The organism is Arthrobacter russicus, assembly GCF_031454135.1.
Classification (GTDB): Bacteria; Actinomycetota; Actinomycetes; order Actinomycetales; family Micrococcaceae; genus Renibacterium; species Renibacterium russicum.
This window is the reverse complement of the sequence record NZ_JAVDQF010000001.1, coordinates 2,367,855-2,381,270: the sequence shown is the minus strand read 5'-3', so window position 1 is coordinate 2,381,270 and position 13,416 is coordinate 2,367,855. Positions and strand designations below refer to the sequence as shown.

At 65.7% G+C, this 13,416-nt stretch carries 13 protein-coding genes; 6 read left to right on the top strand and 7 right to left on the bottom strand.

Features of this window, described 5'->3' with window-relative positions; all coding sequences use genetic code 11:
- Positions 1-13 precede the first annotated feature (13 nt).
- Positions 14-505 carry an FBP domain-containing protein gene (locus tag JOE69_RS11100; RefSeq protein ID WP_296364635.1) on the top strand — a complete coding sequence of 164 codons (492 nt, stop codon included), beginning with the start codon at positions 14-16 and terminating at the stop codon, positions 503-505.
- Positions 506-604: 99 nt separating this feature from the next.
- On the opposite strand, the gene JOE69_RS11095 is transcribed toward JOE69_RS11100, so the two are convergent.
- Together JOE69_RS11095 and JOE69_RS11090 are read right to left on the bottom strand one after the other, a co-directional pair.
- Complete coding sequence (locus JOE69_RS11095; protein WP_309798704.1) at positions 605-1,789, bottom strand: MalY/PatB family protein; 1,185 nt, start codon at positions 1,787-1,789, stop codon at positions 605-607.
- Between the two features lie 16 nt (positions 1,790-1,805).
- Complete coding sequence (locus tag JOE69_RS11090; RefSeq protein ID WP_296364639.1) at positions 1,806-2,354, bottom strand: thioesterase family protein; 549 nt, start codon at positions 2,352-2,354, stop codon at positions 1,806-1,808.
- Positions 2,355-2,429: 75 nt separating this feature from the next.
- Between JOE69_RS11090 and JOE69_RS11085 the strand changes: the two genes are divergently transcribed.
- The gene (locus tag JOE69_RS11085; protein ID WP_309798702.1) at positions 2,430-3,872 is read left to right on the top strand and encodes a S10 family peptidase; all 1,443 of its coding nucleotides are present in this window, start codon (positions 2,430-2,432) and stop codon (positions 3,870-3,872) included.
- A 107-nt stretch (positions 3,873-3,979) separates the two neighbouring features.
- The gene (locus tag JOE69_RS11080; protein ID WP_309798700.1) at positions 3,980-5,194 is read left to right on the top strand and encodes an FAD-dependent monooxygenase; all 1,215 of its coding nucleotides are present in this window, start codon (positions 3,980-3,982) and stop codon (positions 5,192-5,194) included.
- Here JOE69_RS11080 and JOE69_RS11075 read toward each other — a convergent pair.
- The gene (locus JOE69_RS11075; protein WP_296364645.1) at positions 5,180-5,452 is read right to left on the bottom strand and encodes a hypothetical protein; all 273 of its coding nucleotides are present in this window, start codon (positions 5,450-5,452) and stop codon (positions 5,180-5,182) included. The genes JOE69_RS11080 and JOE69_RS11075 overlap by 15 nt on opposite strands.
- Before the next feature lie 64 nt (positions 5,453-5,516).
- Positions 5,517-6,536, bottom strand: a complete 1,020-nt coding sequence (locus JOE69_RS11070) for a helix-turn-helix transcriptional regulator (protein WP_309798697.1) — start codon at positions 6,534-6,536, stop codon at positions 5,517-5,519.
- Positions 6,537-6,641: 105 nt separating this feature from the next.
- Between JOE69_RS11070 and JOE69_RS11065 the strand changes: the two genes are divergently transcribed.
- Positions 6,642-7,067 carry a VOC family protein gene (locus tag JOE69_RS11065; protein WP_309798695.1) on the top strand — a complete coding sequence of 142 codons (426 nt, stop codon included), beginning with the start codon at positions 6,642-6,644 and terminating at the stop codon, positions 7,065-7,067.
- A gap of 5 nt (positions 7,068-7,072) precedes the next feature.
- Here the strand turns inward: JOE69_RS11065 and JOE69_RS11060 are convergent, their stop codons facing one another.
- Positions 7,073-8,341, bottom strand: coding sequence for an MFS transporter (locus JOE69_RS11060; RefSeq protein ID WP_309798693.1), 1,269 nt, complete (start codon positions 8,339-8,341; stop codon positions 7,073-7,075).
- A gap of 128 nt (positions 8,342-8,469) precedes the next feature.
- On the opposite strand from JOE69_RS11060, the gene JOE69_RS11055 reads away from it, so the two are divergent.
- Both JOE69_RS11055 and JOE69_RS11050 read left to right on the top strand, forming a co-directional pair.
- Complete coding sequence (locus tag JOE69_RS11055; RefSeq protein ID WP_309798691.1) at positions 8,470-9,237, top strand: hypothetical protein; 768 nt, start codon at positions 8,470-8,472, stop codon at positions 9,235-9,237.
- 253 nt (positions 9,238-9,490) lie between these two features.
- Positions 9,491-11,170 carry an MDR family MFS transporter gene (locus JOE69_RS11050; protein ID WP_309801261.1) on the top strand — a complete coding sequence of 560 codons (1,680 nt, stop codon included), beginning with the start codon at positions 9,491-9,493 and terminating at the stop codon, positions 11,168-11,170.
- On the opposite strand, the gene JOE69_RS11045 is transcribed toward JOE69_RS11050, so the two are convergent.
- Positions 11,167-12,180, bottom strand: a complete 1,014-nt coding sequence (locus JOE69_RS11045) for a Gfo/Idh/MocA family protein (protein WP_309798689.1) — start codon at positions 12,178-12,180, stop codon at positions 11,167-11,169. The genes JOE69_RS11050 and JOE69_RS11045 overlap by 4 nt on opposite strands.
- Positions 12,177-13,346: an alpha-hydroxy-acid oxidizing protein gene (locus tag JOE69_RS11040; RefSeq protein WP_309798687.1), complete on the bottom strand. Its 1,170-nt coding sequence runs from the start codon at positions 13,344-13,346 to the stop codon at positions 12,177-12,179. The genes JOE69_RS11045 and JOE69_RS11040 overlap by 4 nt, the downstream gene beginning before the upstream one ends.
- Between the last annotated feature and the right edge of the window lie 70 nt (positions 13,347-13,416).

Genomic DNA, 13,416 nt, shown 5'->3' with positions numbered 1-13,416 from the left:
CAGGGTCATTCCAATGCAAAAATTTTCCGTCGACGACATCCGTCGCAGCTTCGTCAATGCCTCGCGCAGCGAAGTCAAAGCCATCAACTTCCCGGCCGATTTCGACCAGTTCGATTGGGAACAACTCGATTATCTGGGCTGGCGAGACCCCAAGATGCCGCAGCGCGGCTACTTGGTCTTCCCTGCGGACACCGGCCTGGTCGGCATCGCCTTGCGGGCACCCGAAGGCGGCAGCGGCAAGATCCGCAAAATCATCTGCGATCTGTGCCGCGATGTCCGTTCCGAAACCGACGTCTACCTCTACGTCGCCCGCCGCGCCGGTCATGCCGGCCGGGATGGCAACACTGTGGGAACCCTGATCTGTTCCGATTTCCGGTGTTCGCGCAATGTCCGGGCCGAGGTGTCGGCCAGTCGACGGCACGCCGACTGGGATACCACCCGGGCGCTGCAGATCGAGGCGCTCACCGAACGCACCGCGAAGTTCGTGGCCCGGGTAACCGGCTGATCCACCGCAGGCCCGTCCAATCCGGGACTGCCGTGGGCTGGGACGTCCCAGCCCACGGCACGCGTCCTTGGGACGGGCCTGCGGGCAGGCCCCGGGCGGCTAAGCGGGCAACGCGGCCAGCATGGCGTCCATGGCTTGTTCCAGGATGCCCGGCGTTGTACCGAAATTGAGCCGCAGGCAATTCAGGCTGTCCGCGCCGCAGGAACTTCCCGGCACAAAGGCCAGTTTCGCCTCGCGCAAAAAGTACGACGCCGGCCCCTCACCGGCCTGGTAGCGCGCGCCGAGCTCCACCTCGGTGAAGTCGAGCCAGGCCAGATACGTCGCTTCCGGGGTGATCGCTTGCAGCCCCGGAACCTCGGCCAGACGCTCGAACAGGAATTGCCGGTTGGTTCGCAGTTGGCCGAGCAAGCCGTCCAACCAGGGCACGCCATTCCGGTAGGCCGCCGTCGAAGCCCGCACTCCGAGCGGGGATACCCCGTGGGTCTCGCCAAGGGTCCAGGCATCCCAGGCGGTCCGGTCCGCGGCGCTGCCCACAATCGCCTGGGCCGCGCACAAACCGGGCAGATTCCAGGCTTTCGAGGTCGATACCAAGGTCAGCGTGTGCGCAAAAGCAGTGTCATTGACCGAGGCATACGGCACGTGCACCCGGTCGTAAGTCAACGGGCCGTGGATCTCGTCCGAAACCACCCGGGCGCCATACCGGTCCACGAGCCCGGCAATGGCCGCGGACTCGGCGCTGCTGAAGGTCTTGCCGAGCGGATTGTGCGGATTCGTCAGCAGCAATGTGCCCGCCCCGGCCCGCAGAGCCTGTTCGACGCCGGCCAAATCCAGGACCCAACGCCCGCCCGCTTCGATGAACCGGACCTCGATGATTTCCCGGCCCATCGAACGGACCAGTTCGAAGAAGGGCATGTAGGCGGGCACCGGCAGGATCACGGCACTGCCGGGCTTGCTGAACGCGTCGATCCCCCACCGGACCCCGGTGAGCACTTCCGGCAGGATCCGCATCGCCTCGGGCTCGAAGGACCAGTCATAGCGGGCGGCACTGAATTCGGCCAGGGCCGCCGCCAACGCCGGCTGCCGTGGCGAGGCGTAGCCGAAGGATTCTTCCTGTACCGCCCGGTGGAGTTCGTCGACGATCACCGGAGCGGTGGCGAAATCCATCTCCGCGACCCAGAGCGGCAGCACGTCCTCCGGGTGGAGATTCCATTTGATCCCCTGCCGGGCGCGCAGCGTCCGGGCTGTGGGCGAACTGAAATCGAAACTCGCTGGCTCTGGATTCACAGCGCCATGCTACGCGCTAACGGCTCCAGCTGAACGGCGCAGGTTTGCGGGCACCCGGCAAGGCGACGTCGGCCCGCCAGGTGTGGATCCAGTCCGGCAACACCAAATCCGCCGGAGGCTCGCCGACCAGCGCGAAAAGCTCCGCGTTGCTCACCGGCTTGCCCTTGTGCACCAACCGCATCGCCATGAACGCCCGGACGTAGACATCGCCGTCGACCACCATGCACTGCTCGAAATACATCGCCCGCTCGTCGAAGCCGATCACCCGGGTTTCCATCGTGTACTTCTGCCAGAGCTCAATCGATTTGCGGAAGGAGATGGTTTCCGCACTCATCACCGGCGTCCATTTCCGGGCCCGGATCGCTTTCCACATCCCGGAGCGCATCATCAGGTCGAACCGGCCCAGGTCCATGAGCGAAAAGTACATGCCGTTGTTGATGTGCCCGGCAATGTCGATATCCGTCGGCCAAGCCCGCATCCGCACCGAAGTGTGCGCCCACAGGCTGGTCGCGGCTTGGCGCGACGAAACGAAAAAATGCCAGATGGTCCGCAGTAACAGGTGCATGTTTTTCATGTTACTGGGGAGTTCGGCAACGTTTTCCCTCGTCCCGGATACATTTTCTGCAATAGGCTCGGAAGCATGACTGACGACACCTCCTCCCCCGAGACCGAATCGTCAGAACCCGAGGTCAGCGACGACTTCGTCACCCGCGCCCAGGAACGCAATGGTTTGCGTTACACCTCCACGGCCGGCCGGCTGGTCCTGCGGAAAGAGGAGCGCAAGGACGGCAAGAACCAGGGCTTCAAGGCCAAAGCGGAGATCTTCCTGACCTCGTACACCGTGGAGGCCGAGGCTGCGGACCGCCCGGTGGTCTTTGCGTTCAACGGCGGCCCCGGTTCCAGTTCGGTCTGGCTGCATATGGGACTGCTCGGCCCGCGCTTGGTGGACAGCGGCGACGTCGGCGCACTCACCCCGGCGCCCTACGGCCTGCTGGACAATCCGCACAGCATCTTGGAACACGCGGATCTGGTGATGATCGATCCGGTCAGCACCGGCTTCTCCCGGGTGGTCAAAGGCGGCAAAGCCGACGAGTTCCACGCCTTCGTCGAGGACCGGGACCTGGTGGCTGAAGTGATCCGGCTCTGGACCACCCGCAACAACCGCTGGCTCTCGCCGAAGTATTTGATCGGTGAGTCCTACGGCACGCTGCGTGCGGTCGCCGTCGCGGCCCGGCTCTTCGACGCCTACGGCATGGCGGTCAACGGCCTCGGCTTGATTTCCACGGTGCTGAACATGTCCACGCTCCGGTTCTTCCCCGGCAGCGACACCCCGTACCCGCTGCACGTGCCCACCTATGCCGCGATCGCGCACTTCCACGGCAGGCACCCCGGCCGCAGCCTGGCCGACGTGGTCGCCGAGGCCGAGGCCTTCGCCGCCAAGGACTTCGGCTACGCGCTCAGCCAAGGCTCCCGGCTCAGTTCCGACGAGTACGACGTCGTCGTCGCCCGGCTCGCCGCGATCACCACCCTGGGCGAGGATTTCGTCCGGCGGAGCAATCTGCGCTGGGATTATTCGGAATTCTCCGCTGAACTGCTGCGCGCCGAGGGTCTGACTGTGGGCCGGATCGATGGCCGGTTCACGCAGAAAAACCTGCGCGGCCAGGCTTCGGTCAACTGGGACGACCCGTCGATGAAGGCGATCAGCGGCCCCTATGCGGCCGCCGTCAACCACTACCTCCGCGCCGAACTGGGCTACGAGAACGACCTGCCCTATGAAATCCTCACTGGACGGGTGCAGCCATGGAGCTACAAGACCTTCGAAGGCCAGCCGGTCGAAGTGGCCTCGGATCTGGAACGGCTGCTCAATGACAATCCGGCGCTGCGGGTGCATGTGGACTACGGGTACCACGACGGCGCTACCCCGCATTTCGCCGCCGAATACGTCTGGGCGCACTTGAACATCAGCGACGAAGCCCGGTCCAGGTTCAGCCACCACTATCACGAGGCCGGACACATGATGTACCTGAACCCGCAGTGCCGAATCAACCAGTTGACTGCACTCGCGGCCTTCGTCGGCAAATAGCATCCGACCGGCCCTCCCCGAGTCACCCAGGCCGGTGAAAGTAACTGTTTACAAAGTACACATATAAGTTTATGTTTACTGCGTACACAAAACTTTCTGGAGGACCGATGGACATTTTGATTTCCGGCGCCAGCGTCGCCGGCCCTACCCTCGCCTGGTGGTTGCGCCACTTCGGGTTCACCCCCACCGTCGTCGAACGCAATCCCGGCGGACCCCGTCGCGGCGGCCAGCCGATCGACGTCCGCGGCCCGGCACTGGATGTGCTGGACCGGATGGGCCTGCGCGGAGCGGTCTACGAGCGGCGTACCGCGATGCGCGGCATGACCATGGTGGACGCAGCCGGCGCAGAACTGATGCGCACCTCGGAACGCACCATGACCGGCGGCGCGATCGACAGCCCGGACGTGGAAATCCTGCGCGACGAACTCGCCGGACTCATCGTCCAGGCGACCGCCGGCGTCGACTACATTTTCGGCGATTCGATCTCCGCACTCGCCGAACACGCGGACGGGGTCACGGTGCGCTTCGAAAGCGGGACCACCAGGGAATTCGATCTGGTGATCGGCGCCGACGGCCTGCATTCCCGGACCCGCGCCCTGGCGTTCGGACCCGAGTCCGACTGTTTCACCCCGATGCACACCCACTTGGGCATCTTCAGCACGCCCAATCTGCTCGGCTTGGACCATTGGCAAGTCATCCAGCAGCTCTTCGACCCGGCGGCTCCGGAGCAGGGCACCATGGGGATTTTCTACAGCGCCCGCGGCAATACCGCGGTACGTGCCATGCTCGGCTTCGGCGGGCCGCTGCCGGACGACCTCGACTACCGGGACACTGCCCGGCAGAAGGCCCTGGTCCGCGCGGCGTTCAGCCACCTCGGCTGGCGGATTCCCGAGCTGCTCGATGCGATGGACGCCGCCCCGGATTTCTATTTCGATTCGGTCGGGCAGATCCACCTGGACGAATGGCACCGGGGCCGGGTCGGCTTGGTCGGCGATGCCGCGTACTGCCCCTCGCCGCTCTCCGGACAGGGAACTTCGATCGCCCTGGTCGGAGCCTATGTGCTGGCCGGGAAACTGGCCGAGCACGACGGCGATCCGGCCGCTTTTGCGGCCTACCACGGCGAGCTGCGGGCATGGGTGGCGCAGAACCAGCAACTGGCCTTCCGGAACTCCGAAGCGCACACCGCGCCGGCCGCGGACGCTGATCCGGCCGCCGCGGCTGCCCTGGCCGGGCACGCAGCGGCCTTTGAAGCCACGGTCAACGGATACCGGCTGAAAGACTACCGCCGGGCGGCCTCCGGCGCCTCGTCACACCGGGTCTGATTGCCGGTACCGTTGCACGAGAGCCTCATGGAAACGGGTCAACTCCTCGGCAGTACCGGCAGCCAGTTCGCGCGCCGCGTCGGTGATCGCATACCACTCGTCCGCCCCGTCATACCGGCACCGGGCCGCCGCATGACCCGGAGACGCCCAAGAAGATTCGATTTCGACATCGCCGGTGATCACCCCGACCTCATCGGTCATGATTCCGCCACGGGCCGCGGTGAGCACAGTGTTTCGGACGTCTGATTCAGCAGGCATCGGGTTCCTTCTGCAGGGTGGTTGGTGACCGTGCTCCCAGTATGCCGGAACCGGAGCGCGGCCGTCAGTGGTGCACCGGCTGCGGCCGGAATCGACCGGCCGCAGCCGTGTAACGTGCCGCAAGCCGGCCGAACTCTGCGGCGAGTTCCGGCGGGCCGACCACGTCGATCCCGGCATCGAATCTGCCGAACCAGGCAGCCAGTGCGGTCCACGACCAAGACCCGGCTTCCAAACTGCACCGGTCCGGACCCAGGTCTTCGACCGTGCCATCACCGGCGAACGGACTGACCTCCCGGGCCGGCAGCTCGATGATGACCTTGCCGGAACAGGGCCAGGCGGTTCCCGCTGCGGAACCCTTGAACCTTGCCGATAGAAACTCGCCGACACCTTCCCCGGGAAGCGCCCGCGGCGTGAACCGGGGACCGGAAGGAATCCGCGGGGTGATCCGGTCGGCCCGGAAAATGCGCCAATCAGCGCGCCCGAGATCCCAAGCGATCAGATACCAACGCCCGTCCCGGAGCGCCAGATGATGCGGTTCCGCCCGGCGGACCGGCGGCAACTCGGCGACCGCGCCGGCTGGCTCCGCGCGGGGCCGATCCTCGCTGCTGTCGTAATCGAAGCGCAACACCTCGCGGTTCCGAACCGCGCCGGATATCGCCAGGAGCACTTCGGGCGCGACGCTGCCGGCATCGCGCCGGCTGGGGACTGCCGTGAAGTCAAGGGCATCGAGCCGGTGCCGCAACCGGGCGGGCAGCACTTGGCGCACCGTGCCCAGCGCCCGCACCGCGGCTTCCCCGACGCCGGCCCCGGAGCTGGCCGCAGCCCGGAGCGCCACCGCCAAAGCGACCGCCTGCTCGTCGTCGAAGATCAGCGGTGGGAGTTCGCTTCCGGCGTCCAGCCGGTACCCGCCGTCGGGCCCCATCACGGCCTGGATCCGATAGCCCAGGTCCCGAAGCCGGTCGACATCCCGGCGCACGGTGCGGTGGCTGATGCCGAGCCGCTCGGCGAGGACCTGGCCGGGCCAGTCCCGGCGCAGTTGCAGCAAGGACAACAACTGGAAGAGCCGTGAAGTGGTCGAAATCATTTTCCCAGAGTACGTCGAGTGTAGGACCGAATCTGTCCGCTACTGCTGCGAAAGTGGTTTTCGACCGGGAAAGCCGGCCACTTTCAGCTACTTCCAGGAGCAGACATGACAGTCCTCACCACCCCGCATCTGAATTTCCGCGGCGAAGCCAGAGCCGCGCTCGAGTTCTACCATTCGGTCTTCGGCGGTCAACTGATTTTGGTCAGCAACGCCGATGCCTTCAGCGTGGAACGCGCCGAAGAAGCCCAGCAGATCAAATTCGGCCAGGTCATCGGCGGGAACGGGTTCCAGATCATGGCCTTCGACGTACCGGCGAGCAACAGCTACGAGCAGGGCGAGAAATCGTTCTTCGTTTCGGTGCGGGGCGACTCGGTCCCCGAGGTCACCGAGCTCTGGGGCCGGTTGGCCGAAGATTCGACGATCATCGAAGACCTCGCTCCGGCCCAGTTCTCACCGGCCTACGGGATGCTCAAAGACGCCTACGGCGTGGTCTGGGTGCTCGATGTCGCAGCGGCCTACGAGGCGGCCTGACCGGATCAGCGCACGCCTTTGATCATGAGCACGGCGGCGGCCCCCAGCAATCCGATCGCCGCAGCCAGGACGTAGAGGCTCACATAGCCGCCCAGCATGGTCACGAAGAGGAATGCGGTGGGCGCGGCGAGGACCTGCGGAAGCGAGTTGGCCACATTGATCACGCCCAGGTCCTTGCCGCGGTTCATCGCCTGCGGCAGGACCTGGGTGAGCAGCGCCAGATCGACCGCCAAGTAGGTGCCGTTGCCGATGCCCAGCACCGCCGCGCCGAGCAGCGCACCGGGCCAGGTCGGGAAAAACGCCAGAATCAACGCCGCCAGCGCGATGATTGCCGAGGACACCATGACGAACGGCTTGCGCCGCCCCACCCGGTCGGTCCAGACTCCGCCGATGCCCGCAGTCGCCATGGTCAGCAGGGCGTATATCCCGGTCAGGATCAGCACCCCGAACTCCGGTGCTTCGTAACCGACTTTGTCCCGCAGGAAGAACAACAAGTACACGATGCAGATCTGCACGCCGAATTGCACCAGGAAGCGGCTCAACCAAGCCCAGCCGAAATCCGGATGTTTGCGCGGGCTGATCCAGAATCCTTGCAGGAATCCGCGGAAGGAAAGCGCCGGTCGTTCCGCGGCAGTCAGCGGCTGGTCGTTGCCGCGAAACAGGTAGAGCACGATGCCGGCCAGCAGCGCCGCAGCGCAGAGCCAGTAGCCGAGGGCGAAATTCTTCGCGGCGACTGCGCCGATGCCCGCCCCGATCAAGATCCCGATCACGGTGCCCATCGAGGCCACACCGCCCACCAGACCGCGTTGTTGCACCGGCACCCGGTCCGGAATCGCCGCGGTGATCGCTGCCAGCGTGCCGTTGCAGCCCAGCTGGACCAAACACCACAAGGCCGCCATCGCGGCAACGCTCGGCGCGACGGAGAGCCCCAGCAAGGCGATGGTACCCAATACCGCGCCAATGAACACCCAGGGCACCCGGCGGCCGAAACGCGAAGTGGTCCGGTCGGAGAACGCGCCGAACAGGGGGTTCGCCACCAAGGAGACCGCGGCTCCGCAACCGGTGACCAAAGCCAGGATTGCCTCCTTCTGGCCTTCGTCGAAGGAGATCGCCTGGTTGCCCAGCAAAACCTGGATCGGACCGAAGAAGGCCGCATTTATGCCGATGTTGACCAGCACCACCGAGCTCACCCAGAGCGGCTTGACCCGCTCAGTGGGCTCGGCGAGCGCCGACGGGACACCCGGAGCAGCCGCCCCGATTCGCTCCTGCGCCACTGCGTGCCTCCAAAAGATTGCTCATGCCCGGTAACCTTGGATCAGCCTACCCTCCGGAATATTCAATGCAGCCTTGGAACCGCCCCCCGGGGACACCTGCCGGGAGACCGCGCGCTACGCGCCGCGCCGTGCTGACCCAGCCCGCTCTGGCCCCGCTTGCTTTGGCCTGCGCCGCAATGCTGGTTCTGAGCGGCTGCTCGGCGGGTGGCCAAAGCGGCCAGAACCCGGTCGGGCAAAATCCCGCGGCTCCGGCCCCCGCAACGCCAGGTCCTGGCAACCGGACCGCGCCGCCGTCGTCCGGCCCCGCTCCGAGGCACGAACAACGCGACCGCCAGGGCACGGACAATTCACCGGTCGATCCGCGGAGCGACTTCCAACTGCCCGACGCCGGCGGCACGCCGCGACCCGATCAACGCGGGCTGCTGCAGAAGCGGCTCGGCGAACTGTCCGGCGTGGTGACTGCCGACGGAAGCAACAAACGGCTGGTCAACTTCACCGTGGCTTCGATCACGGTCGATTACAGCTGCCAGACCGGAACCGCAATCAAACCCACGAACGGCCATTTCATCGCAGTCGAGCTGTGGATCGAGGCGCTGCCCGGTTTGGCCGCCTCGAAAGACCCGTTCTTCAGCGTGAGCCCCAAAGACTTCGACCTCCAGGGCCCGGACGGGCGCAAAGTCAGCCAGTCTTTGGATACCCGGGCCGGGCATGTCTGTTTGGACAACGGACTGGGGCTTCCGGCCCGGGTCCTGCCGGGGCAGAAAATCCGCGGCCTGGTAGTCCTGGATTCGCCGATCGACGCCGGATCCTTGGTGCTCTCGCAGAAGAGCACCGACGGCCCGGGCTGGCTCTGGCCGTTGCCGGCGCCCGCCGCCCCGGCACCGAAAACCGGCTGAGCACCCGCAGATTCAAGCCGGAGCTCCGGGCAGCCGTGACGGACTCGCCGCCGGTTTCAGCCAGGAACCGGCTACGCCAGCCCACGAGTCCGTCGGGTCTGCCCAGGCAACCGGCTTGCTGCGACGCAGGTCACCAAGATTTTAACGACAATCCGTCAGTCCGGGGATATACTTGTTTCACGAAAGCAACTATTTTTACGGGTACCCAGGGCACCCCTGAGCTCAGACATCGGAGCACGACGTGTCACACACGATGACAGCAAACAACCGGAACCGCCGGATTCCAGAACCCGGGCAGGCCTACACCCACCGTCAGATCATGACGGTCCTGGTGGGCCTGCTGCTCGGCATGTTCTTGGCCGCACTCGACCAAACCATCGTTTCAAGTTCCATCTACACCATTTCCAACGACCTCAACGGGCTCTCGTTGCAGGCCTGGGCCACCACCGCCTACCTGATCACCTCCACGGTGAGCACCCCGCTGTACGGGAAACTCTCCGACATCTTCGGCCGGCGTCCGCTCTACGTGATCGCGATCTCGATTTTCCTCATCGGCTCGATCTACTCCGGGTTCGTGCAGTCGATGGGCGAGCTGGCAGTGGCCCGCGGCATCCAGGGACTCGGCGCCGGCGGTCTGATGTCCTTGGGCCTGGCCATCATCGGCGACATCGTCCCGCTGAAAGACCGCGGCAAATACCAGGGTTACTTCATGTCGGTCTTCGGCATTTCCTCGGTGCTCGGCCCGGTGGTTGGCGGCTTCTTCGCCGGCTCCTCGCAGATCCTGTGGATCACCGGTTGGCGCTGGGTGTTCCTGATCAATGTGCCGATCGCGATCGGCGCGCTGATCGTGGTCTGGATGTTCCTGCACCTGCCCAAAAAAGAAGGCATCCGGCAAAAGGTCGACTACTGGGGCGCCGCGAGCATCACCTTGGCGCTGGTGCCGCTGCTGATCGTCGCCGAGCAGGGCCGGGAATGGGGCTGGACGTCCGGCGCCGCATTCCTCTGCTACGCCTTGGGCGCGATCGGCATCATCGCCTTCATCCTGGCCGAGCGGATGGCCGGAGATGCCGCCTTGATCCCATTGCGCTTCTTCAAGATCCCGGCCTTCGGCGTCTCCGCGCTGTTGAACTTCATCATCGGCATCGGCATGTTCGGCGCCATCGCGATGCTGCCGATGTACTTGCAGCTGGTCGCCGGGCTGACGCCGACCGAAGCCGGCCTGCTGATGATCACCTTCACGGTGGGCATTCTGATCGGCTCGATCACCAGCGGCCAGGTGATTTCCCGGACCGGGACCTACCGGATCTTCCCGATCGTCGGAACCTTCATCCTGGGTGCTTCGGCACTGGCCATGGGCTTGTCGCTCGGCGTGGACACCTCGCTCCTGGTCCCGGGCGGCATTGCGATCGCCTTCGGCTTGGGCCTGGGCTTCTGCATGCAGCCGCTGACCCTGTCGATGCAGTTCGCGGTACCGCCGAAGGACATGGGCGTCGCCACCTCTTCGGCGACCTTCTTCCGCTCCATGGGCGGCACCGTGGGCACCGCGGTCTTCATCTCGATGCTCTTCGCCACCGCGCAGGACAAGATCGCCACGCTCTTGGCCGACGCGATGAAGAACCCCAGTTATGCCGCGATGTTCAAGGACCCGGCGATCGTCGGCAATCCGGACAACAAGGGCTTCCTGGACTTCCTGCAGAATGCCCAGAACGGCGGCAGCAGCAACCTGAACGACACTTCGTGGCTGCGTGAGGCGAACAAAGCTCTGACCGAGCCGATCCGCAATGGCTTCGCCCAGTCGATCGACGTGGTGATGCTCAGTGCTGCGGCCCTGGTGGCCGTGGCCTTCCTGGTGACTTTCTTCCTGCCGAAGAAGAAAATCACCGACCCCAAGGAAGCCGCAGCAGCCAAAGAGGAAGCAGTCGCAGCGCTCTAAAGGCCGTTTTGCGTCCGGACTTCTTCAATGATCCGCAGGGCCGCCACCGCGTCGAGGGGATCGACCGGCGGCGGCCCTGATCCGTTGAGCGCGGCGGCCAGCAATGCGTAGAAGCGTGGATAATCACCGCGCACCGTGGGCACGGCCCGCAACTGGTCGCCTTGGCCGAACCACCCCCAATGCGGCTCCGGATCCACTCCGTACCGGTCATCACCAGGCAGGATTCCGGCTTGGATCTGGGCTTCTTGCAGGTCTCCGTGCTGCTTCAGATAGCCGCCCGCGGTACCGAGCACCCGGATCCGGGGCGCGAATTGCGCCGAAGTCAGATTCATCGCCAAATGCGAGCGCACTCCGGAGGCGTGCTGCAACGCAAGGAAAACATCGTCGTCGCTCGGCTCTTGGGCCCGACGGGCGTCGAGCTCGCCGTACACCCGTTGCACCGGTCCGAACAATTGCAGGGCCTGGTCGATCAAGTGCGCGCCCAAGTCGAACAGCACCCCGTGGCCCGGCCCGGCCGAGGCTTTCCAGGGTTTGCTGATCTCCGGCGCCCAGCGCTCCATCCGGGACTCGAACCGGGTCACTTCACCGAACGCGCCCTGCCGCAAGAGTTCCTGCACGGTCTGGAACTCGCCGTCCCAGCGCCGGTTCTGATAGACGGTGAGCAATCTGCCAGCTTGTTCCGCGTGCGCGATCAATTCGAGCGCCTCGGCGCTGCTGGGCGCGAACGGTTTGTCCACCACTACTGCGAGCCCGGCGTCCAATGCGGCGTGGCCCAGTGCCACGTGACTGCCCGGCGGCGTCGCTACGACTACTGCGTCGAGTTCGCCGAAAGGCAGCTCCCCGAACCCGCCGACCACCCGGGTGCTTGGGTAGTTTTGCTCCGCGTGCGCCCGGCGGGCCGGATCCGCGGTGACAATCGCAGCCAGCGACAGCGCCGGATCGGCCTGGATCGCGGGGGCGTGGAAGACGCTTCCGGCCAAGCCGAAGCCGACGACGGCGACCCGGATCACGCGGCCGGCCCGGCCACCCGGTGCAGGGCTTCAGGGACCAGATCGGCGATCGCGGCATAGCCGTCCACCGCCATCAGCAAGTCGGCCTCGGCCAGGATCCCGCGCAATACCTGTTCGACGCCGGCCGCCCCCGCCACGGTGAGTCCGTAGACATAGGGCCGGCCGATGCCCACCGCACGCGCGCCCAGGGCCAGCGCTTTCACCACATCGGTGCCGCTGCGCACTCCGGAATCGAAGAGCACCGGGAGTCCGGTGGCCCCGACCACCGCCGGCAAGCACTGCAATGCGGAAAGCCCGCCATTGGCCTGCCGCCCGCCGTGATTCGAGCAGATGATGCCGTCGGCACCATGGTCTTGCGCTTTCTTGGCGTCTTCCGGGGCGCAGATGCCCTTGATGATCAGCGGCAACGAGGTGGCTTCGCGCAAGGCGTCGATATCCGACCAGTTAAGCGTGGGCCGACCGAATATCCCGGCCCAGGTCAGTTCGACCGCACCGGCCTGGCCGGCCGGTTGCGCGGCCACCAGCTCTTGGAACCTGGGGTCGCTGCGATAGTTTTCCAAGCACAGGCCGCGGAGCATCGGAATATAGCCGCTGGACAGGTCCCGCGGCCGCCAGCCATTGACCCAGGTGTCCACGGTGACCACGATTCCGGCGTACCCGGCCGCTTCGGCCCGGCTGACCAGGCTCTGCGACAACTCGGGGTCGTTGGGCGGATACAACTGGAAGAAGCCCGGCGTCGCGCCTTGCGCCAAACGGACCTGCTCCAAGGTCGCCGCGGAGAGCGTGGAAGCGAACATCGGAACCCCGGTGACCGCCGAGGCCCGGGCCACCGCCAGGTCGCCGTCTTCCCGGCACGCGCCGAGCACCCCCACCGGACTCATGAAGATCGGGCTCGGGAACCGTTGGCCGAACAGCTCCACGGACAGGTCGCGCTGCGCAGCGCCGACGAGCATCCTGGGCATCAGCCCCCATTGCGCGAAGGCTTCGACGTTGAGCCGTTGCGTCCGTTCATCGCCGGCGCCGCCGGCCACATAACCCAACAGCTCCGGATCCAGCACTTGGTGGGCTGCGGCTTCGAGCCCCTCGAAGGCAATCGGCAATGCCGGTTTCCGGCCCGCCGCTCCGGCCAGGTAAATACCCATTTGATAGTCGCCGAAATTCGCCATGAAGGGACCTCAATTCGAAAAATTGACCGGTGCGGATCTCCCCCAGTACCCCACCATAGTTGAGCCTGGC